The sequence below is a fragment of the Bacillus sp. EB106-06-01-XG163 genome, assembly GCF_058791615.1.
This window is the reverse complement of sequence record NZ_JBYTDS010000005.1, coordinates 117,812-138,232: the sequence shown is the minus strand read 5'-3', so window position 1 is coordinate 138,232 and position 20,421 is coordinate 117,812. Positions and strand designations below refer to the sequence as shown.

The window sequence follows — 20,421 nt, the reverse complement described above, 5'->3', positions numbered from 1 at the left end:
ACGGCTATTAAAAGGTCCTATTAAAGGAGCGGTGCAAATGAAAAGCTCAAAAAGTCTGTATTGGAAACTGAGTGCTTATTTTTTCTTTTTCTTTTTTACTTGGTCTTCCAGCTATTCTTTATTTGCGATTTGGTTAGGGCAGGAAATCAATTTAAACGGATCAGCGACAGGCATTATCTTTTCTGTAAACGCCGTATTTGCTCTGTGCATGCAGCCTCTTTACGGTTTTATCTCTGACAAATTGGGGCTGAAGAAAAAGATATTGTTTATGATCAGCTGTCTTCTCATATTCACGGGTCCGTTTTATATCTTCGTCTATGGGCCGCTTTTACAATACAACGTCTTTCTTGGCGCCGTTGTCGGAGGCTTATATTTGGGAGCCGCTTTTTTGGCGGGGATAGGCGCGATTGAAACGTACATTGAAAAGGTCAGCCGAAAATATGATTTCGAGTATGGTAGATCAAGAATGTGGGGCTCGCTGGGCTGGGCGGCGGCTGCATTTTTTGCAGGGCAGCTTTTCAATATCAATCCCAATATCAACTTCTGGATCGCGTCTGTTTCAGCCGTCATATTAACGGCCATTATCATGTCTGTGAAAATAGAAATGACCGATCATGAGAAAAACAGAGCGGATTCGGTCCGGTTAAAAGACGTGGGGCGGCTCTTTTTACTAAGAGATTTCTGGTTTTTTATGCTGTACATTATCGGGGTGACTTGCATTTACGGCGTATATGATCAGCAGTTTCCGATCTACTATGCGTCTTTGTTTCCTTCAGTGTCGACGGGTAACCAAGTATTCGGCTATCTTAATTCATTCCAGGTGTTTTTGGAGGCCGGCATGATGTTTCTTGCGCCTTTTATCGTCAATAAGTTCGGGGCGAAAAACAGTTTGATTTTAGCGGGGTTTTTAATGGCTTTCCGCATCGTCGGGTCCGGAATTGCAGTTGAGCCTGTAGGCATTTCATCAATGAAACTCATCCACGCACTGGAATTGCCGATTATGCTGATCGCCGTTTTTAAATATTTGGCTGCCAATTTTGATACGCGTCTGTCGTCCGTCCTTTATCTCGTCGGTTTTCAATTCGCATCTCAGGCAGGCGCGTCGATTCTGTCGCCGCTTGCGGGAGGATTATATGACAGTGCGGGGTTCCGTCAAACCTATCTCATCATGGGAATCGTCGTCTTCGGTTTTACCGTCATCTCCATATTTACTTTATTGGGCCCGAAACAAAACAGCAGGCGTGTCCAGCGTCTGCAAAAAATCGGATAGAGAGGATGTTACAAATGGATAGAATTCAGCAGGCGGAAGAAGCTCTGAAGGAAGCCGAGGGTAAAGTGAAACAAAGATATCGATTGGGGTACCATATTATGCCCCGGGCGAATTGGATCAATGATCCGAACGGGCTTATTCAGTTTAAAGGAGAATACCACGTCTTTTTTCAGCATCATCCGTATGATGAGCATTGGGGGCCGATGCATTGGGGACATGTAAAAAGTAAAGATCTCATTCATTGGGAGCACCTGCCGGTTGCCTTAGCTCCGGGCGATGCATTCGACCAAAGCGGCTGTTTTTCGGGAAGCGCGGTCGATGATCATGGAAGATTAGCCCTCATCTATACAGGACATAATATAATTGATCAAGAGAAAGACCTATTCTATCAAACTCAAAATATCGCTGTCAGCCAAGATGGAATCGTGTTTGAAAAGCTTCAGGAAAACCCTGTTATTGCGGAACCGCCGGAAGACAGCGCCCGTCATTTCCGCGATCCGAAAGTATGGAAGCATCGCGATGTTTGGTATATGGTCATCGGCAACTCTTCAAAAGAAAACGTCGGACGGGTCGTTTTATACCGTTCACCTGATTTGCGTGATTGGGAATACGCGGGGGTTCTCGCCCAAAGTGACGGTAATCTCGGCTATATGTGGGAATGTCCTGATTTCTTTGAATTAGGCGGCAAGCATGTCCTGCTGATTTCGCCCCAGGGGATCGAGGCGGACGGTGATTCATATCAAAATTTACATCAAACCGGTTATTTAATCGGTGACTATCATGATGAAACAAACAAATTTACACACGGTGCTTTTAAAGAACTGGATCACGGCCATGACTTTTACGCCGTGCAAACATTATTAGATGATAAAGGACGCAGAATTGCCATCGGCTGGATGGATATGTGGGAATCTGAGATGCCGACAAAAGCGGACGGATGGTGCGGTGCATTGACTTTGCCGCGAGAACTGACTTTGCGTGATGATCATAAACTTTTGATGAATCCCGTGGAAGAAACCAAGCAGCTGCGGAAAATGGAGTATCGGGAATGTGCCGGACGATCGCTTTCAGGGAGTTACTTGACAAAGACATCCGAAGACCTGCTTGAAGTCCGAGTCGTGTTTGATATAAACGATTCTGATGCCGAAACGGCAGGTTTTAAGATTCGCGGCCTTGACGAAGAAGAACTTGTGCTGACATACAATCTAACGGATAAAAAGCTGACACTTGATTGCACCAAGATGGGGAAAGCGAAAGACGGTGTGAGAAGGGTGCAGACGGATACAAACGGCAAGCTGGCGCTGCGTATCTTTATTGACAGATCCTCGATTGAAGTATTCGCCAATCATGGAGAAACAACGATGACAAGCCGTATCTATCCGAATGAAGGCAGATTGGGGATTGAGCTGTTTTCTGAGAAAGGCGCCGTAAAAGTTGAGGAATTCACCTATTGGACGTTAAAAGACATTTGGAAAAAAAGCTGAAACGGGTGATTACCGCTCTTTCTGCAGTGATTGAAAATGAACCGAGCCGGGAGGCAGTACGCCTGAAATGGGTTTTTTGTGAAAATCAATGCCGGTAAACGATGCAGGATTATGCTGCATGAGGACGCTGCATAATCCTGTTGTGCATTATCAAAAAAGAGTTGCTTTCTGCGCGTTTCTTTATTATAATATAAAGGTATCTGATTGAAAAAACGTGCGCTCGTAGCTCAGTTGGATAGAGCGGTGGTTTCCGGTACCACGTCTGTCGGGGGTTCGAATCCCTCCGAGCGCGTCTCAGTTAAGAGGATAAGAAAAACCTCGCAGATGATAAATCTGCGAGGTTTTTTTATTTTATCTTGTTTTGAAACTGTTAACGAATGTGTCTCTGTTATGTTCGGTTCCGGCAATCAGCCGCGCACTTTCACTGATCCGCTGTGCGAGAGCTTTTTGCGCCTTACCTTCAAAGCTGTTCAATAGTGCTGAATACACTTCATATAATTCATCTTTCAACGTATCCATTTCGAATGTCGGTTTCAGCGTTCGGCGGACTGTTTCAAGTTTTGTCCCCGCTGCCTGCGTCATCCCTGTTTTCAGCATCTGCCGCTGCAGCATTTTCTTCATTGGATCGTCCTTGTGTTCTAAAAGTTCGTCTAATGTCGGCATTATGTATACACCTCTATCATCTTAACCAGTTTGCGAGCATCTGGTCTTTTTCCTGAAATTCGTCTGCTATTTTATGTAAGAATCCGCCGATCTCTTCAAGGTCTGTGATCGCTGCCTGCAAAGAATCAATAAACGCCTGCTCAGCCTGAGTGTCGTAAAAAATCGGGCCTTTCTCGTAAGATAGCGCAATATCTTCAATTGTATTGGTCACGTCCTGTGCTTGAAGCTGGTCATACAAGCCGTGTCCGACTTGACCGTAGAATTCCGTTTTCAGCTCGGCGATTTTTTCATCGTGCTCCTGATAGGCGTTCTGCGCTTCTTTTTTCATCGTCCGCAAATCCTCAGCCATGGCCTGCACCTTTTCAGCCAGCTTCTTTGCGTTTGTCGGCGTTACTTTTATTGTATCTGCGCTTCCGATCGCACCGGCCGGCAGAAGAGCGCCGAGGTTTTTGTCAAAGACTAATTCATCTCCGTTCGGATTTGCGATAGTTCCGTTTCTGTCGAACACGAAATTTGCTTCGTTTAAGCCGTGTGTATCCGGATTTCTCAGAATGACGGTAGTGAAGAAATAAGCGAGATTTTTTCCGATCTGCTCGCTCAATTTTCCATCAAGCCGCTGCTTTCGGCTGAACTGTGAGAGCGAGGGGTTTTTCGTATAAATTGTGGTCCCGTTGTGGCGGTCATATTCGTTCCAATAACCTGCCCCGACCATGTCGTCCGGATTGATAATTGACCGGATATAAGGATCATATATGCCGTTGTTGATCTCTTTCTGTGTTTCTTCATCGTGCAGTTTCACGACGGAAGGACTGTTAAACGCGACGGCGTACACATCATTATTCACCGCGCTGTATTCGGCCTCAGCGCCGCCGAGTGAATGGCCGGTTGTTGAAATAATCGTTGACGTTCCGGCATACTTTTTCTTTACGCTGCGTACCAGCTGATCGGCTTGATCGATTTGCGAAGTTTTCGTCATCAGCTTATACTTTCCGGTTGTGAGCATGGCGTCTTGAGAGGGCGTTCCGTGATAGGTTCCGAGTGTTTTTGATGTATCCTTTGCGTCTTTTTTTACAATATAATGTACTTCTTTTTTCGGATCATTTCCGAAAACAATATTGCTGCCGTCCGCTTTTGCGCCGTCATTGATCGGATCTTTTGCGATATCGGTTCCCGCAAAGGCGACGACCACGTTTTCGGGGTTTTTTGATTTTATCCATTTTCCGTTGTTCTTTTCAGCTTGTGACAGAACAACCGCGTCAAGTCCGGTATCGTTGTCCGATTTTATTTGATCGACGTACCATCTGGTGGAAGATTTAAATTTTAATGGCTTTTGTGTTTCTAAGTGATTCTTAAGAGTTTCATAATCATAAGATACTTGGCTTAAATAAAAGTATTCTCGGTCACTGATATTTGTTACATTGATGTTTTTAGACATGTACAACACCCCGGAGTTGATGTAAGATTAATCTAAGAAAGGATGAGTTTATGAAGAAATACATAATTATCCTAATCTCTGTAATAATTATAGCATTAGGAGGTATTTACATGAAGTACCAACATGATAAAAAAGAAGCAGAACAAGAACTTTTTATCCAAGCGAAAAATAAAATGAAAAGCTATATAAAAGCTAATTACAAAAATATAAAGCAAATTACATACATTAACGATTATAAAATAAATCCTATGGGTGGTATTTCCGTGAAGGGGTACTTGAATGGTAATAAGGAAAAAGAATTTTTCGGGCTTTATGACAAAACGAATGATGAAATAGGAGTTTCGTCAGTCGATGCGGAAGAGAAACCTGAGTGTCAGGAAAAAGAATGTGAATACTAAAAAGACGTTGGAATAGAGAAGAATTCTTTATGTTTATTTTATTGATTTAGCTGGCGAAATTACAGTTTAGTGATATTTGAATAATGTAATACCAAACGAATTTGCCGGTTTATATGATCCTCCAGATGACAAAATAGGGAGCTCCTCTGTGGATGCGGAAGAAAAATCTTAAGACGCCTAACTGGCGTCTTTATTTTTGTATTGGCTGGCCCCAAAAACTCTAACGGATAAATCCCTTTCCTTAAAGAGTAGCCATTCTTGTTTTTCTCCTTGTAATACACTTCTTTTTGCGGATCATTACCGAAAACAATATTCCAGCAGTCAGAGATCGGGTCTTTTCCGATATCGGTTCCCGCAAAGGCGACGACCACGTTCTCGGGGTTTTTTGATTTGATCCATTTTCTGCTTTTTGTCTTGATGCCTTTTGAGAATACAAAGGCATCAAGCCCCGTATCAGAACCCTGCTGCGCTTTCTCAACGTACCAATATGACGCTTACTTATTTTGTAAGGAGTTTTATATTTCATATGCAGGGCTAACATTTTATAATTGTAAGCTGCTTGACTCAAACAAACGGTAATATTCTTTATCTGTGACATCAGAGACGGTTATTTCTTTTCCTTTTGTGAAATATACATCACCTTTCTTATATTGTAAAATAGTTCCGAAAGGATGATACGCATGAGAAAATACATTATTATCCTAATTGTTATAATTATAGCAGTGGGAGTTTTTTTCGTGAAGCATCAATATGATAAACATAAAAACGAAGAAAAACTTGTGATTGAGGCGCAAGAGCACATGAAGAATTACTTGAAAAAAGACTATAAAAATGTAAAGGAAGTTCATTTTTCAAAAGACTACAATATCGATCCGACAGGCGGAGTTGAAGTTTCAGGCTACATAAATAATAATAAAGAAAAAGAATTTTCCGGTATATATGATCCAACGAATAAGGAGATAGGGATTTCAGTGGTCAATGCCGAAGAAAGGTAAAATACCCACCTCAGGATGAGTGGGTATTTATTTTGTTTAATTATCTTACAAGATTCGAGATATGTTTCTCATACAGTTCAAACCTATTCCTGAGATCAATCGCCTCTACCGTCTCATTTGTCGAGGTATCCCCGATATTAACGGTACAAATATCATGACAACTCAACGATAGGAAAAACGTCAGATCAGCATTTCACTCGCTTTAAGTTCCAATCTTAACTTGTCAGCAACAATCGCGATGAATTCTGAATTGGTTAGCTTTGCTTTTGACATGCTGAAAGTATATTCATATCGAGTTTTCGCTCATTTCGTTTACTTAAGAACGACAGTTATTTATAGGAAGGGGTTGATTTCCAAATGAAGAAAAAGTACATAATTATCCTTATTTTAATAATTATAGCAGTTGGGGGACTTTTTATGAAGCATCGGTATGATCAAAAGGAAAAAGAGTTTGCTCTACTCGAAGAAGCCCAGAATCATATGGAAAAGTTTTTAACAACGAACTATAAAAATGCGGATGATATCCATTTTTCTGAGAATTATTATATTAATCCAATGGATGGTATTAGTGTTAAGGGTTATACTAACGGAGAAAAAGAGTTTGAAGGTCTGTATGATCCAGGCAATAAAGAAATATTATCATATACGGTTGATGCCGAACCAAAAGAAGAATGTAAAGATAAGCTTTGTACAAGATAAATTAGCCTGCTCACTTGAGCTGGGCTAATTTTGTTTTATTGCTAGGATATCGCGAACCATCTTTCTAGTCCGCGAGCTGCATATGGTGCATGAAGCGGTAATGAATTTACACTAAACGAAAAAGACAAGGGTTTCGGCATTTGCCGCCCTTGTCTTTTTTGTTGAACACCTCTTTTTCCGGGTAAACTTTATCAGAGGCAGCTCATTATTTGACAGTCCATTTTAACAGCGTTACAATTAAACGTGTAAATAGTTACATGTTTAAGTGAACATAATACCTCGGGAGGTGATACGTCTTGAATGAACCTTCTTTAAAAAAAGTGATGTCTCTGCAGATTGAAGTGGATGAACCGATCGTTGCGGGGCAGACTGGATTAGGGAAAAGGCAGTTGATTCCGATACGGGGCGGAACGGTCAGCGGCGCCGTAAAGGGACGTGTGCTTCCGGGCGGGGCAGATGCCCAGATCATTCGTCCGAACGGCCGGGTCGATCTTTCTGCCAGATATGCGCTGGAGACGGAGGAGCATGAAGTCATCTATGTAGAGAACAACGGCATCCGCCAAGTCAGTGAACCGTTCCGCCAACAGGCTGCAGAGGGGCGCATCATTGATCCCGAGCACGTGTATTTCCGCACTGTGCCTGTGTTTGAAACAAGCAGCGAGGCATATCAGCATCTGCAGGACCGGCTGTTTATCGGGGCTGCGGTCAGATGGCCGGATGACATTCGGTTAGATATTTATGAAGTTCAATAATAAGATGGAGAGTGAGTCAACATGGAAAACTTTATCGGAAGCCATATGATTTACACGTATGAAAACGGCTGGGAGTATGAAATCTATATTAAAAATGATCATACGATCGACTATCGGATTCATAGCGGAATGGTAGGCGGCCGCTGGGTGCGCGACCAGGAAGTGAATATCGTCAAACTGACAGAAGGCGTATACAAAGTGTCATGGACTGAACCGACAGGCACAGACGTTTCCTTAAACTTTATGCCGAATGAAAAACGGATGCACGGAATTATTTTCTTCCCGAAATGGGTGCATGAGCATCCGGAAATCACGGTGTGCTACCAAAATGATTACATTGACGTGATGAAAGAGTCACGTGAGAAATATGAAACGTATCCGAAATATGTCGTTCCCGAGTTTGCGGATATTACGTATCTCAACAATGCGGGAATCAATAACGAAGCACTGATTTCAGAAGCGCCGTACGAAGGAATGACCGATGATATCCGTGCGGGAAAATTAAAATAAGAGAAAAAACCCGGCAGCTTGGCCGGGTTTTTTGTATCCTTTTACGACAGGGTTTTGGTCATGATAAAGTCGACTTGCTTATCATCCCCCATATAAAAAGAGTGTTCTCCAGTTTGGACAAACCCCATTTTTTGATAAAAGGCGATTGCATTTTCGTTTTTTTCCCATACGCCCAGCCAGATTTTCTTTTTATTGTGTGCTGTTGCGATTTTCACAGCTTCATTCAGCAGATATTTGCCGAGTCCGTGTTTCTGGTGGTTTTTTCTTATATAAATTCGCTCAATCTCAAGAGAATCTTCACCCATTTTTTCTGATTGTGCTTCGTTCATGTTGACTTTTACATACCCCGCAAGGTCATCATGATAATAAACAAAATAGAATTGAGAAGACAGATTGGATAATTCCTTTTTCAGCTGTTCAGAGCGGAATGCATTTTCCAAATAAGCTTTCATATTTTCTGGTGAATTTTGATCCTTAAATGTATCATTGAATGTTTCAATGCTTATCTCCCGAAGCTCTGTTATATCGTTAAGGCTGCACTTTTTTAATTGAATACTCATGGTCATACAGCTCCTTTCTTCATTTATCATATCAGCTGATTTTTTTGTTGTATTTGCAACAAAAATACCGTATAGTAAACATAACGTATTTTTGTTGTATTTGCAACATAAAATAAGAAAATGAGGACGATAAAGTGAAATATGTTTTTTATGTTTTAGGAATCATGATCTTGACCTTTGGTATTTCTGTCACGATTCAATCAGATCTTGGAACGTCGCCTTTTGATGCGCTTATTGTGGGATTGTCCGTCCATGCAGGGCTTACCGTGGGAAGCTGGGAAATCATCATCGCTTTCCTGTTAATTTGCTGTAATTCAATGTTAAAAAGACAAAGACCGGAATTTACAGGGATGATTACGGCGTTTATAACGGGAATCGGGATTGATATGTGGCTTTTTTTCCTGCACCGAATCATAACGCCTGAACCATGGTACGGAAAGGCGGGCTGTTTTGCAATCGGTTTAGTTGTGATAGGGATAGGAACCGCAACCTATCTGCACACAAATTTCGCACCGATCCCGGTTGATCGGTTAACGTTAATTGTCCGCGAATTAACCGGGAGAAGCATCTTTTTTTCAAGAACGGTCATTTACTTCATATTTTTCATACTGGCCGTGATGCTAAAAGGTCCGGTAGGCATCGGAACGTTATTAACCGTTTGTTTAGGAGGGGTCATTCTCCATTTCTTTATGCCGATTACCGGAAGATGGATAGACGGCATATTAACAGCATCTCCAAAACAGGAAGAAACGAAAACCCGGTAACGGGGGTTTTTACCCGATTCTATCATTTTTCATTTCATCCGCATGTTCAGGGTATAATAAAAAAGGGGGAGGGATTTTTATGAGCGGTCAAAGAAAGCTCGTTTTTTACGGAGCTGTCAGCGCAGATGGCTATCTTGCGAGGGAAAATCACTCTTTAGATTGGTTAATCGGAACTGAAGGTGAAGACGGCACCGATTATGAAGCTTTCTATGAATCTGTCGATACGATCATCATGGGCAGAAAAACATACGAGGACATATTGGTTTTATTGCCTGAGGAATTTCCGTACAAAGGTAAAGAATGCTATGTGTTTTCGCGGACATTGACCGGGGGCACTGAACATGTGCGGTTTATTCATGAAGAGCCTGCCGATTTTATAAAAGCATTGAAACGCCAAGAAGGCAAGCGGATTTGGATTGTCGGCGGGAGTGATCTGCTGCACCCGGTTTTGGAGGAAAAACTTGTCGATGAGTTTATCATTCAGATCGCCCCCGTTCTGCTCGGACGCGGAATTTCTTTGTTCAAACCCGGAGACCGGGAGACAGGACTGAAGCTGACTGATGTCAGGCGTTACAAACAATTTGCGGAGTTGCATTATGAAGTGAGATAAAATGAAGTGTATGAAAGAAACCCAGTAAAGGTTACCGGGTTTCTTTTTCATGTCTGTTTTTATGTTTTGAAATGGTGTGGGCCGGCCCGCATGAAAATCCTGCAATCATGATAACAACCCCTATCCACCTCACGGCATAGAAATCAGTGTCGCGCAGGAAGATAAATGAAACTAAGGTCATAAGCGCCCCGATTATAACGGCAGCTGTGCCGATAATACTTGATTTCTCCATATAAAAACTCTTTTATGAATGTTTGGTTAACTTATTGGGTTAGAATATAACATATCAGGGGTAATGTGGAAATGGATATACTGCGAAACTGACTGATGTCTGAAGTAAGATGAAAACGAAACGCCAAGGGAGCCGGCTCCCTTGGCGTTTTTTATGCTTGAAACAGGATGCGGCGTTTTGCTGAATCGGGATCACTTTCGACAGCGGTATCCGTGTTGAAAAGCAAAGTTTCGCGTGAATCGGTATCATATTCAGGCCAATTGAAGTGAGAGGTGTTCGGGTTTCCGGTTTTTGCAAAAGCGAGCCATGCGGATTGGATTTGTTTGGAAAGCTGTTCTGCGTCATCACCGAGCGGTTCTTGCAGCGTCTTTCTCAAAGAATCAAAGTTTCCGAACACAAACGGCAATTCCAGAGCGTGAACGGCTTTATGAAACGGCGGTGTTTCGCCATGCCAATCAAAGCGGTACATCCAGACCGGTGCGTGCTGCGACTGTCCTTGTGCGAAAGCGACAGCCGGCCGCCAGAAAATCAGATCCGTCATCATATCGATTTGTCCCTTTAATGAATGCGGATATAAATCTGCCGCTTGCTCGGTGCAGTTCTCTCCGAGATGATAATGCAAATAATCTTGCTGCTTTTTCTCGGAATGAATGTCTGTATCAGGGGTGAAAAACAAATATGCTTCATCACGATTGGTTCCGATGATCATAGGTATGCCTTCTGCGGCCCCGTCTGCTATGGCTTTCACCGGTTCCGCAGGCAATGTGGCCGGATCGATGGCGGGCTGAAACAAAAGCTGAAAAATGTTTTGATCTAGTGAGCGCCGCACTTTATCCGCAGTCTTAAGCAGGTCATTAACGGAAAGCTCCTGCAATTGATCAGTGCCGGCTTCATGAATAAATGCCGCCGCGATGTCTTTTGCCATGTCCGCCGGGATCGTATGAGAGGCGCCGCTTTCTAAAATGGCTTTATGAAACAGGCCTTTTGCGTCAGGCATTGCCATAAGGGAGGCGATGCTCATGCCGCCTGCCGATTCACCAAATATCGTGACGTTATCCGGGTCTCCTCCAAATTCGGAGATATTGTCCTTCACCCAGCGCAGGGCGGCGATCTGATCGAGCAGCCCGATATTGGCGGAATACGCGTCATGAATAGAAGACAAATGTAAAAAGCCGAACGGTCCGAGCCTGTAATTGAGTGTCACTACAATGACATCTCCGTCAGCGGCAAGGGCAGATCCGTCGTAAAGCGGTTCGCTTCCGGCACCTAAATAAAATGCCCCGCCGTGTATCCATACCATGACAGGCTTTTTTTCGCCCTCTGAATCGGGGGCGAAAACATTGAGGTAAAGGCAATCTTCAGATTGAGGCGGTACATCTCCGGAAAACGATATAGACAGCATATCATCCGGCTGCGGACAAATCGGCCCGAACGAATCGGCATGTTTTACGCCGTCCCAAGGTGCGGGCGGCTCCGGCGCTTTAAATCTGAGCTCTCCGACGGGCGGCTTCGCGTACGGTATGCCCTTCCATGTGCGGGCACCGCGGCCGGCAGTTCCTTTCAGTGCGCCGGAGCGGGTTTGAACGGTAAGTTTTGTCATGATTTCATCCCCTTTTTTCTTTTCATTATAAACAGAGATGAAGACATGAAGCGAATAAAAGCCTTTTCATCAGCATATCATCAGTAACGCTTCCGTTCTAAAAATGATCTGACTTCCTGAACGGACAAGCCGAGTTCTTTGGCTTCCTGCATCAGCGCTTTCCATTCCTCAATGTTGGATTCAGTCAGTTTTCTGTTGCGGTAGGGTGCGGGCTCCGGGCGTTTCTCAGTCAATTTGTTCGTAAAGGTGAACAATTCTTCTTTCGGCATGCCCGACTGCACGGCCTGCACAAGGTGGATGCGCCACTCATCTTCCGTGCCTCCCATGTGATGCAGCATCGTTTCGGCATCAAAAAGCTCCGTCAGATCGACCTGCAGGGTGGCGGATACTTTTTTCAGAAATTGGATGGACGGATTTGAGTGAACCCCCCGTTCTATCTTGCTTAAATAAGATTTAGAGACACCTGCTTCAACTGCTAGCTGATTAATAGAGTAGCCTTTTCTTCTGCGGTATAAACGAATTATTCTTCCAATCATTGTGCTGAATTCTCCCCTGTATACTGGCATTTTTTTGTTCATTATAAGAAATTTTTCGTTCTTTATAAAATTTAAAATTATAAGGTAAGTGCAGTAAATAAGAGGAAAATCATGATAATGTTCTCTAAAAAGAACTAAATGGCTTAATTTGAAATTTTCAAATTTCGACCTTTTCTTTTATAATCCAATCATTAACAGAAGGGGGCGTTTAAGCCTGATGCAATAAGGATGAGGCTGTAATTACATGAATGAGAATATGAGTTTTAAAGAATTATTTGACATTATTAAACACAGACTTTTACTGATTTTTATCATGACAGCAGTTGTAACGCTGGTGACGGGATACATCCAATTCCGGGTGATTTCGCCCGTTTATCAGGCATCGACCCAAGTGCTCATTCATGAAACAAGCGGTGAAAAAAATTCGAATCTCAGCGACGTTCAGCTGAATCTTCATTACAACAATACGTTTCAAACGATAATGAAAAGCCCGGTAGTGCTTGAGAAAGTGAAGCAGACGCTGCATCTTTCTGAGACGGCATCCGCTTTAAAAGCAAAGATCACGACAAGCAGCGAAACCGATTCAGAGATCATTACCGTAGCGGTGCAGGACGAGAATCCGAAACAGGCCGCCGCTATAGCGAACACGCTGATGAAGACATTTAAAAAAGAAGTCCGTGACAGGATGAATATAAAAGGCGTCATTGTTTTGTCTGAGGCAAAAGCATCGGAAAGCCCGATGGTCAAGCCTTCGCGCATCCGAAATATCATGATGGCGTTCGGTGCGGCTCTCATGGCGGGTGTGACGCTTGCGTTTTTTCTCCACTTTCTTGATGAAACCGTTAAAAGCGAGCGGCAGCTCAGCGAAAAAACAGACTTGCCTGTTTTAGGGGTTGTGTATGACATCAAAAATCAGCAGACACGGTCTGATGAAAAACATTTCGGGGAGTGAGGCGTTTGGGATTCAGAAAAAAGAAATCAAGAAGGGGACTGGCTCAAATATCCGTTTTACATCACAAATCATTGGTGGCTGAACAATACCGCACCATTCGGACAAATATTGAGTTCTCCTCTGTTCAGACCCATTTGCGCTCTATTCTCGTCACTTCTTCCGTTCCGGGAGAAGGAAAATCATTCAGCGCCGCCAACCTTGCCGCGGTATTTGCGCAGCAGGAAAAAAAGGTGCTGCTCGTCGATGCGGATTTACGAAAACCGACGATACACGAGACCTATCAGCTTGAAAATGTACAAGGCCTTACGAATGTGTTAGTCGGAAACGCTTCCCTCGGCGAAACGGTGCAAAAAACGCTGATTGATAACCTTTACGTCTTAACGAGCGGGCCGACGCCGCCGAATCCGGCTGAGCTTTTATCTTCAAAGGCGATGGGAGAGCTGATTCAGGAGATGTACAGCCGGTACAGTCTGGTTATTTTCGATTCACCTCCGCTTTTGGCTGTGGCGGACGGACAGATTTTAGCGAACCAGACAGATGGAAGCGTTCTCGTCGTCTTGAGCGGAAAAACGAAAATGGATACCGTCCAAAAGGCGAGAGACGCGCTCCAGCAGTCAAAGGCAAAGCTTTTGGGGGCGCTGCTGAATAAAAAGAAAATCAAAAAAACGGAGCACTACTCTTATTGAGCGGTGCAGGTGATGTCTCCTTACCTTTATCAACGGAGGCACTCGGCTCTGCTGTGGGCGGCGTTTTCCGCTGCCTTAGATGCTGGTCGTCGGTGGCGGGGTGTGAGGACGGGTTAAATGCCCAATTTTATCTTAAGATGATGCATTGTTATCGGCTTAGCTGTTATGTCTGTTTTTACGAAAACCGTATCAGCTAAACCGATAAATGAGGAGGGGAAAGATTGACTTACCGGAGAAGACTTTCAATGATTTTTGCATTGGATACGTATCTCGTTTTACTTTCCGTTGTTATAGGATATCAATTTTTTGAGGATTCTTATCACTTTTATGACTCCGGAGCGTTGCTGCTGACTGCCGTGAGCATGCTGATCAGCCATCATGTATGCGCTTTTATGTTTCACCAGTATAAGCAGGTATGGACGTACACGGGAATAGGCGAGCTGCTTGCCTTGATGAAGGGGATCACGCTGTCAGCAGCCGTAACGGCGGCCGTCCAATACGGGGTGTTCCACACGATTTTGTTCCGGCTGTTGGCCGTCAGCTGGATGGTTCAGCTATTGTTCATCGGAGGAAGCCGGATGATTTCCCGGGTGCTGAAAGAAACGATCGGCAGGAAGCAAAATGACTCTTCCCGGGCGCTGATCATCGGCGCAGGTGCGGGGGGGACGCTGCTCGTCCGTCAGCTTACCCAGAAAAATGATCTCGGAATCATGCCTGTGGCTTTTATTGATGATGACCAGACGAAGCATAAGCTCGAAATCATGGGCCTGCCCGTCATCGGCGGAAAAGAAAGCATTATGCCGGCAGTGCAGAGGCTGAGAATTCACCATATTATCATTGCCATTCCGTCTCTTTGCACCCATGAGCTTCAGACGTTATACAAAGAATGTGTGCAGACGGGCGCCCATATTAAAATCATGCCGCAATTTGATGAGATCCTGCTCGGAACGCAGGCTGCCGGACACATCAGAGATGTAAAAGCCGAAGATCTCCTCGGCAGAAAGCCGGTCACCCTTGATACGAGCAAAATTTCTGACAGCATCAAGGGAAAAACGATTCTGGTGACGGGCGCCGGCGGCTCAATCGGTTCTGAGATCTGCCGCCAGATCAGCGCCTTTCTTCCTCGGGAAATCGTCCTTCTCGGCCACGGGGAGAACAGCATTCATTCCGTACATACCGAGCTGTCCGCACGCTTCGGCAAAGAGGTGCTCTTTCACGCGGAGATCGCCGATATTCAGGACAGAGATAAAATCTTTACTTTGATGAAAAAATACGAGCCGCACGTCGTCTATCATGCGGCTGCCCATAAACATGTACCGTTAATGGAACATAATCCGGAAGAAGCCGTTAAAAACAACATTATCGGCACGAAAAATGTCGCCGAAGCCGCCGACATGTGCGGAACGGAAACCTTCGTGCTGATTTCTTCTGACAAAGCGGTCAATCCGGCCAATGTCATGGGCGCGACGAAACGGTTTGCGGAAATGGTCATCATGAACCTCGGAAAGGTCAGCAACACCAAATTCGCCGCCGTCCGTTTCGGAAATGTGCTCGGAAGCCGCGGCAGCGTCATTCCGATTTTCAAAAAGCAGATTGAAAAAGGCGGACCCGTCACCGTCACGCATCCGGCGATGACAAGATATTTTATGACGATCCCCGAAGCGTCAAGACTCGTCATTCAGGCGGGGGCGCTTGCAAAAGGGCGGCAGATTTTCGTTCTGGATATGGGAGAACCCGTCAAAATCGTCGATCTGGCCAAAAACCTGATTCATTTATCAGGCTATACGACAGAACAGATTCCCATCGAATTCTCCGGCATCCGCCCGGGAGAAAAGATGTATGAAGAATTGCTGAATCATAATGAAGTACATACGGAGCAGATTTTTCCGAAAATCCATATCGGGAAAGCGGTGGACGGGAATTGGGCCGTGCTCATCCGTTTTATGGAGGAATTCAGCCGTCTGCCTGAAGAAGAGCTGAGAAAAAGGCTGTTTGAGGCGATCGAATCAGTACATGAAGAAGCGGCCGCAGGCGTGTGATGGGAGGACAGAAAGATGACGAAAAAAGTATTATTCTGCGCCACTGTCGATTATCATTTTAAAGCCTTTCATCTCCCGTATTTTCAATGGTTTCAGGACATGGGCTGGGAGGTGCACGTCGCGGCAGGCGGCAATATGAATCTTCCGTTCGTTGATGAAAAGTTTTCCATTCCGATCCGGCGCTCGCCGTTTCATCCCGAAAATCTTTCTGTTTACAGGCGGCTGAAACGGCTCATTCAGGACAACGGCTACGACATGATTCACTGCCATACGCCGGTCGGCGGCGTGCTCGCACGCCTTGCGGCGAGACAAGCGCGCCAAAAAGGGACAAAGGTGCTGTACACCGCGCACGGCTTTCACTTCTGCGACGGAGCGCCCCTGAAAAACTGGCTTCTTTATTACCCGATCGAAAAATTTCTCTCTTCTTACACGGATTGTTTAATTACGATTAATGAAGAGGATTACGAACGGGCCAAGCAAATGAAAAAAACAGCTTGCGGCGCGAAAAAAATACACGGCATCGGGGTGAATACAGACAGGTTTCGCCCTGTGAGCCGGGAAGAGAGTGAACGTCTGAGAGAAAAACACGGCTTCGGCGCCGGGGAATTTATTCTCGTATACCCCGCTGAATTAAACGGCAATAAAAACCAAGGACTTCTCATTGAGACTGCGGCACTGCTGAAGAACCGCATCCCGGAGCTGAAACTCGTATTTGCAGGAGAAGGCGCGATGGAAGCGCCGTACAGAAAAAAGGCTGAATCACTCGGTGTATCCGACATGGTGCGGTTTTACGGTTTTTGCCGCGATATTCATGAACTGATTCAGCTTGCCGATCTGTCTGTCGCCTCAAGCATCCGTGAAGGACTCGGCATGAATCTGCTTGAAGGAATGGCTGCCGAAAAGCCGGCCGTTGCCGCGGACAACAGGGGACACCGTGAGATCATCGAAGACGGCGTGAACGGTTTTCTCGTGCCGGCCGGAGACAGCGCGGCATTTGCCGATCGGATTGAAAAGCTGTACCGCTCCCCGTGTCTGCGAAAAGCAATGGGACAAGAAGGGCGCAGGACGGCGGAATGTTTTTCGGAAACACGTACGGTAAAGGAAATGGCGCACATTTACGCCGGTTATATGGATAAAAAGGAGAAAAGCGTATGAATGCAGGAGCACAACCGAAAATTTCCGTGATCATGGGAATTTATAATTGCGAAGAGACTTTAGCGGAGAGTATTGAATCCATCCTGAGCCAATCTTATAAGAATTGGGAACTGATTATGTGTGATGACGCGTCAACTGACGGAACGTATCAGATTGCGCGCCGTTACGCGGATCATTACGGCGACCGGATTACGCTGATTCAAAATAAGACAAATCAACGGCTTGCCGCTTCGCTGAACCGCTGTCTGACATACGCAACGGGGGATTATATCGCCAGGCAGGACGGTGATGACATCTCCAACCCGAGGAGACTGGAAAAACAGGCCGCTTTCTTAAACAAGCACGCCCACTATCAAGTCGTAGGCACGGGGATGCTCGTATTTGACGAATTCGGCGTAAGGGGCGCCCGGCTTTTGCCGCCCGTGCCGAAACCGGGAATTATGGCGAAAGGCACACCGTTCTGCCACGGCACCGTTATGATGCGGGCCGAAGCGTACAAAGCGCTTGGCGGCTACCGGTCAGTCAGGCGGACGCGGCGGATGGAGGATATCGATTTGTGGCTGCGCTTTTTTGAAGCGGGTTTCCGGGGGTACAATCTTCAAGAAACGCTGTATAAAGTCAGAGAGGACAGTGATGCGTTTAAAAGGAGATCGTTTACGTATTCCATTGATAACGCGGTCCTCGTTTTTCAGGCATGCAGACGGCTGAAGCTGCCGCTTTCCCATTACGCGTATATCGCAAAACCGCTCATCCGCGCCATTACGCCGCCCGCGGTCATGAACCGTTATCATAAAAACAGGGACATCCGCCAAAAAGAAGGGCTTGCCGAACATGACTGACAAACCGATGCGGGTGCTGCACATCTTCAGCGGGATGAACAGGGGCGGCGCAGAAACGATGATGATGAATTTGTACCGGAAGATGGACAGAACGAAGGTGCAGTTTGATTTTTTAACCCATAGGAACGATCCGTGCGCTTATGATGAGGAAATTCTCGCTCTCGGCGGACGGCTTTTTTATGTGCCGAGCATCGGCAGCACAAACCCGATTACATTTGTGAAACAGGTCAAGCGGGTGATTCAGGAAAAAGGCCCGTTTGCCGCCGTGCACGCCCATACCGATTTTCAGTCGGGATTCATCGCGCTTGCCGCTCGTTTAGCCGGCGTCCCGGTGCGGATTTGCCATTCGCACAGTACGTCGTGGCGGGGGCGGGCGTCGCGGCTTGCCGGGATGCAGCTGTTAGTTTTCAGACGGCTGATCACGGCAAACGCCACGGCACTGTGCGCCTGCGGGGAAGACGCGGGCCGTTTCTTATTCGGGAAAGAAAAAGACGTGCATCTTTTGCCGAACGGCATTGATCTCGACTTATTTGCCGGCGGGTGCGCGGACACAGAAGTTGAAAAAAGGAAGCGGGGCATTGCAGTCGGCCGTTTGGTGATTGGCCATATCGGCCGCTTTACAGAAGAAAAAAACCACGAATTTCTGCTCCGGCTGGCCGCTGATATGAAAGAGCGGGGCATCGGTTTACAGCTGATTCTCGCCGGAGACGGTCCGCTTCGCACCGATATGGAAAATCTGGCGGCGAAGCTGGGGCTTGATGATGATGTGCGTTTTATCGGCATAGAAGACCGCGTTCATACCCTGCTGAAAACGCTGGATGTATTTGTCATGCCGTCTCTTTATGAAGGGCTGCCCGTCACGCTCGTTGAAGCGCAGGCCTCCGGGGTGCCGTGCGTGATATCAGACGGCATAACGGAAGAAGCCGATGCCGGGCTCGGGCTGGTCAAAAGGCTCAGCCTCAAAGAACCGCCCGGACAATGGGCATCCGCGGTGTTACGGGCAGCAGAGGCGGCAAAGCCTGACGGGGCGCGCATTAAAGAAACCCTCAGACGGCAGGGATATGACGCGGGAGAAAATGCGGGGGCTGTTATGAAGCTTTACAATATGAATTGGAAAAAGGAACAGTAACGAATGATTGTATATGTAGTCAATATGGGAATTGTTTATATTTGGTCATGGTTCGCGAAAATGTGCGGCGGGCGTGATCAATCGCTTTCGACCGGATACCGGCCGAATCAGCTCGTCATGATCGTTCCGTTGCTATCGCTCGTATTGGTCTCCGGTTTGCGCTACAGAGTCGGGACGGATTTTCAGACGTACGCGCTGATGTACAAGCTGGCGGGAAATTACGGCAGCATTTGGGAGATCTTCGGGTTCGGAGCGAAAAAAGCAGCCGTTGATCCGGGGTTTACGGCTCTCATCTGGCTCATGAATTTTATCACGAAAGATCCGCAAATCATGTATTTCACCGTGGCGGTCGTGACGTGCAGCTTTATTTTAAAGGGGCTCGTTGAGTTCGGCCGTCCGTTTGAGCTGAGTGTGTTTTTGTTTTTGGGCACGTATCACTATTACGCTTCCTTTAACGGGATCAGGCAGTATATGGTGGCGGCCGTTTTGTTTTGGGCCGTCCGCTACGTGATCAGCGGAAGCTGGAAGCGTTATATGTCAATCGTGCTGCTGTGTTCGCTTTTTCATTCCTCAGCGCTGATTATGATTCCGGTTTATTTTCTCGTCAGAAAAAAAGCCTGGTCGCCCGCGATTTTCGGACTGTCGGCATTGTTTCTTCTTATGACGTTTCTGTATCAGAAGTTCATTTCGCTTTTTGTCGTCGTGCTGGAAAACAGCTCATACGGCCATTATGAGAAATGGCTGATGACCAATACGAACGGGATGAACGTCGTAAAAATCGCGGTGCTGCTTCTGCCGCTGTTTTTGGCTTTCTGCTATCGGGAGCGGCTGCGGAAGCTCTGGCCCGACATTGATGTCATCGTGAATTTCTGTCTGCTCGGCTTGCTCTTCGGTCTTTTGGCGACAAAGGATGTTATTTTCGCCCGGTTTAATATATATTTCGGCCTGTACCAAATGATCCTGATCCCTTATTTTGTGAGGATTTTTGATGAAAAATCAAATGCGCTGATTTATATCGCCATTATTGTCTGTTATTTTCTTTACAGTTACTTGCTTATGCCGGTCGATTCGTCTGTGCTTCCGTACAGAACGATTTTTTCCCGGTAATGGATA

General features: G+C 45.8%; 22 protein-coding genes, 1 tRNA gene and 2 pseudogenes. 17 read left to right on the top strand and 8 right to left on the bottom strand.

What is annotated here, in order from left to right:
- Window positions 1-37: 37 nt before the first annotated feature.
- The 3 genes from AC3WTF_RS08255 (at window position 38) to AC3WTF_RS08245 (ending at window position 3,046) form a co-directional block, all read left to right on the top strand.
- Window positions 38-1,270, top strand: a complete 1,233-nt coding sequence (locus AC3WTF_RS08255) for an MFS transporter (RefSeq protein WP_020956388.1) — start codon at window positions 38-40, stop codon at window positions 1,268-1,270.
- Between the two features lie 14 nt (window positions 1,271-1,284).
- Window positions 1,285-2,754 carry a glycoside hydrolase family 32 protein gene (locus AC3WTF_RS08250; RefSeq protein ID WP_326245825.1) on the top strand — a complete coding sequence of 490 codons (1,470 nt, stop codon included), beginning with the start codon at window positions 1,285-1,287 and terminating at the stop codon, window positions 2,752-2,754.
- A 216-nt stretch (window positions 2,755-2,970) separates the two neighbouring features.
- Window positions 2,971-3,046: transfer RNA gene (locus AC3WTF_RS08245), tRNA-Arg, on the top strand.
- A gap of 59 nt (window positions 3,047-3,105) precedes the next feature.
- Here the strand turns inward: AC3WTF_RS08245 and AC3WTF_RS08240 are convergent.
- Complete coding sequence (locus AC3WTF_RS08240; protein WP_007407407.1) at window positions 3,106-3,417, bottom strand: hypothetical protein; 312 nt, start codon at window positions 3,415-3,417, stop codon at window positions 3,106-3,108.
- A 16-nt stretch (window positions 3,418-3,433) separates the two neighbouring features.
- Window positions 3,434-4,852: a lipase gene (locus tag AC3WTF_RS08235; protein WP_106079938.1), complete on the bottom strand. Its 1,419-nt coding sequence runs from the start codon at window positions 4,850-4,852 to the stop codon at window positions 3,434-3,436.
- Between the two features lie 110 nt (window positions 4,853-4,962).
- On the opposite strand from AC3WTF_RS08235, the gene AC3WTF_RS08230 reads away from it, so the two are divergent.
- On the top strand, window positions 4,963-5,250 hold the full coding sequence (locus AC3WTF_RS08230; protein ID WP_017418857.1) for a DUF1433 domain-containing protein: 288 nt from the start codon (window positions 4,963-4,965) through the stop codon (window positions 5,248-5,250).
- Between the two features lie 272 nt (window positions 5,251-5,522).
- On the opposite strand, the pseudogene AC3WTF_RS08225 reads toward AC3WTF_RS08230, so the two are convergent.
- Window positions 5,523-5,909: pseudogene (locus tag AC3WTF_RS08225) on the bottom strand (hypothetical protein); the annotation flags it as partial.
- A 21-nt stretch (window positions 5,910-5,930) separates the two neighbouring features.
- Here AC3WTF_RS08225 and AC3WTF_RS08220 point away from each other — a divergent pair.
- A complete protein-coding gene (locus AC3WTF_RS08220; protein WP_020954330.1) occupies window positions 5,931-6,245 on the top strand; it encodes a DUF1433 domain-containing protein in 315 nt (104 codons plus the stop codon).
- Between the two features lie 180 nt (window positions 6,246-6,425).
- On the opposite strand, the pseudogene AC3WTF_RS08215 reads toward AC3WTF_RS08220, so the two are convergent.
- Window positions 6,426-6,536 (bottom strand): annotated as a pseudogene (locus tag AC3WTF_RS08215) (sporulation transcription factor Spo0A); the annotation flags it as partial.
- A 66-nt stretch (window positions 6,537-6,602) separates the two neighbouring features.
- Between AC3WTF_RS08215 and AC3WTF_RS08210 the strand changes: the two are divergent.
- The 3 genes from AC3WTF_RS08210 (at window position 6,603) to padC (ending at window position 8,206) form a co-directional block, all read left to right on the top strand.
- Entirely contained in the window at window positions 6,603-6,944 is a 342-nt protein-coding gene (locus AC3WTF_RS08210) for a DUF1433 domain-containing protein (protein WP_047936231.1), read from the top strand.
- A gap of 296 nt (window positions 6,945-7,240) precedes the next feature.
- A complete protein-coding gene (locus AC3WTF_RS08205; RefSeq protein WP_106079939.1) occupies window positions 7,241-7,696 on the top strand; it encodes a DUF3237 domain-containing protein in 456 nt (151 codons plus the stop codon).
- A 21-nt stretch (window positions 7,697-7,717) separates the two neighbouring features.
- On the top strand, window positions 7,718-8,206 hold the full coding sequence (gene padC, locus AC3WTF_RS08200; protein WP_007407400.1) for a phenolic acid decarboxylase: 489 nt from the start codon (window positions 7,718-7,720) through the stop codon (window positions 8,204-8,206).
- A gap of 41 nt (window positions 8,207-8,247) precedes the next feature.
- On the opposite strand, the gene paiA is transcribed toward padC, so the two are convergent.
- Window positions 8,248-8,766: a spermidine/spermine N(1)-acetyltransferase gene (paiA, locus tag AC3WTF_RS08195; RefSeq protein ID WP_007407399.1), complete on the bottom strand. Its 519-nt coding sequence runs from the start codon at window positions 8,764-8,766 to the stop codon at window positions 8,248-8,250.
- A gap of 134 nt (window positions 8,767-8,900) precedes the next feature.
- Here paiA and AC3WTF_RS08190 point away from each other — a divergent pair, with 134 nt between their 5' ends.
- Together AC3WTF_RS08190 and AC3WTF_RS08185 are read left to right on the top strand one after the other, a co-directional pair.
- On the top strand, window positions 8,901-9,530 hold the full coding sequence (locus tag AC3WTF_RS08190) for a YczE/YyaS/YitT family protein (protein WP_094032512.1): 630 nt from the start codon (window positions 8,901-8,903) through the stop codon (window positions 9,528-9,530).
- Between the two features lie 79 nt (window positions 9,531-9,609).
- Window positions 9,610-10,140 (top strand): dihydrofolate reductase family protein, encoded by a 531-nt coding sequence (locus AC3WTF_RS08185; RefSeq protein WP_219371664.1) that lies wholly within the window; start codon window positions 9,610-9,612, stop codon window positions 10,138-10,140.
- 31 nt (window positions 10,141-10,171) lie between these two features.
- Here AC3WTF_RS08185 and AC3WTF_RS08180 read toward each other — a convergent pair whose 3' ends face one another.
- From AC3WTF_RS08180 to slrR, 3 genes are all read right to left on the bottom strand, one after another.
- Window positions 10,172-10,372 (bottom strand): hypothetical protein, encoded by a 201-nt coding sequence (locus AC3WTF_RS08180; protein WP_020956378.1) that lies wholly within the window; start codon window positions 10,370-10,372, stop codon window positions 10,172-10,174.
- Between the two features lie 151 nt (window positions 10,373-10,523).
- Window positions 10,524-11,972, bottom strand: a complete 1,449-nt coding sequence (locus AC3WTF_RS08175) for a carboxylesterase/lipase family protein (RefSeq protein WP_047936229.1) — start codon at window positions 11,970-11,972, stop codon at window positions 10,524-10,526.
- A gap of 80 nt (window positions 11,973-12,052) precedes the next feature.
- Window positions 12,053-12,508, bottom strand: a complete 456-nt coding sequence (gene slrR, locus AC3WTF_RS08170; protein WP_003151541.1) for an HTH-type transcriptional regulator SlrR — start codon at window positions 12,506-12,508, stop codon at window positions 12,053-12,055.
- 244 nt (window positions 12,509-12,752) lie between these two features.
- Between slrR and AC3WTF_RS08165 the strand changes: the two genes are divergently transcribed.
- The 7 genes from AC3WTF_RS08165 to epsG all read left to right on the top strand — a co-directional run bounded on the left by AC3WTF_RS08165 (window position 12,753) and on the right by epsG (window position 20,415).
- The gene (locus AC3WTF_RS08165) at window positions 12,753-13,460 is read left to right on the top strand and encodes a YveK family protein (RefSeq protein WP_007407394.1); all 708 of its coding nucleotides are present in this window, start codon (window positions 12,753-12,755) and stop codon (window positions 13,458-13,460) included.
- A 5-nt stretch (window positions 13,461-13,465) separates the two neighbouring features.
- Window positions 13,466-14,146 (top strand): protein tyrosine kinase EpsB, encoded by a 681-nt coding sequence (epsB, locus tag AC3WTF_RS08160; protein ID WP_007407393.1) that lies wholly within the window; start codon window positions 13,466-13,468, stop codon window positions 14,144-14,146.
- A gap of 221 nt (window positions 14,147-14,367) precedes the next feature.
- Complete coding sequence (locus tag AC3WTF_RS08155; protein WP_180375362.1) at window positions 14,368-16,185, top strand: polysaccharide biosynthesis protein; 1,818 nt, start codon at window positions 14,368-14,370, stop codon at window positions 16,183-16,185.
- A gap of 15 nt (window positions 16,186-16,200) precedes the next feature.
- Window positions 16,201-17,340, top strand: a complete 1,140-nt coding sequence (locus AC3WTF_RS08150) for a glycosyltransferase family 4 protein (protein WP_047936228.1) — start codon at window positions 16,201-16,203, stop codon at window positions 17,338-17,340.
- Window positions 17,337-18,179 carry a glycosyltransferase EpsE gene (gene epsE, locus AC3WTF_RS08145; protein ID WP_020954328.1) on the top strand — a complete coding sequence of 281 codons (843 nt, stop codon included), beginning with the start codon at window positions 17,337-17,339 and terminating at the stop codon, window positions 18,177-18,179. The genes AC3WTF_RS08150 and epsE overlap by 4 nt, the downstream gene beginning before the upstream one ends.
- On the top strand, window positions 18,172-19,308 hold the full coding sequence (locus AC3WTF_RS08140) for a glycosyltransferase family 1 protein (protein WP_047936227.1): 1,137 nt from the start codon (window positions 18,172-18,174) through the stop codon (window positions 19,306-19,308). The genes epsE and AC3WTF_RS08140 overlap by 8 nt, the downstream gene beginning before the upstream one ends.
- A gap of 3 nt (window positions 19,309-19,311) precedes the next feature.
- Window positions 19,312-20,415 (top strand): biofilm exopolysaccharide biosynthesis protein EpsG, encoded by a 1,104-nt coding sequence (epsG, locus tag AC3WTF_RS08135; RefSeq protein ID WP_032867035.1) that lies wholly within the window; start codon window positions 19,312-19,314, stop codon window positions 20,413-20,415.
- Window positions 20,416-20,421 lie beyond the last annotated feature (6 nt).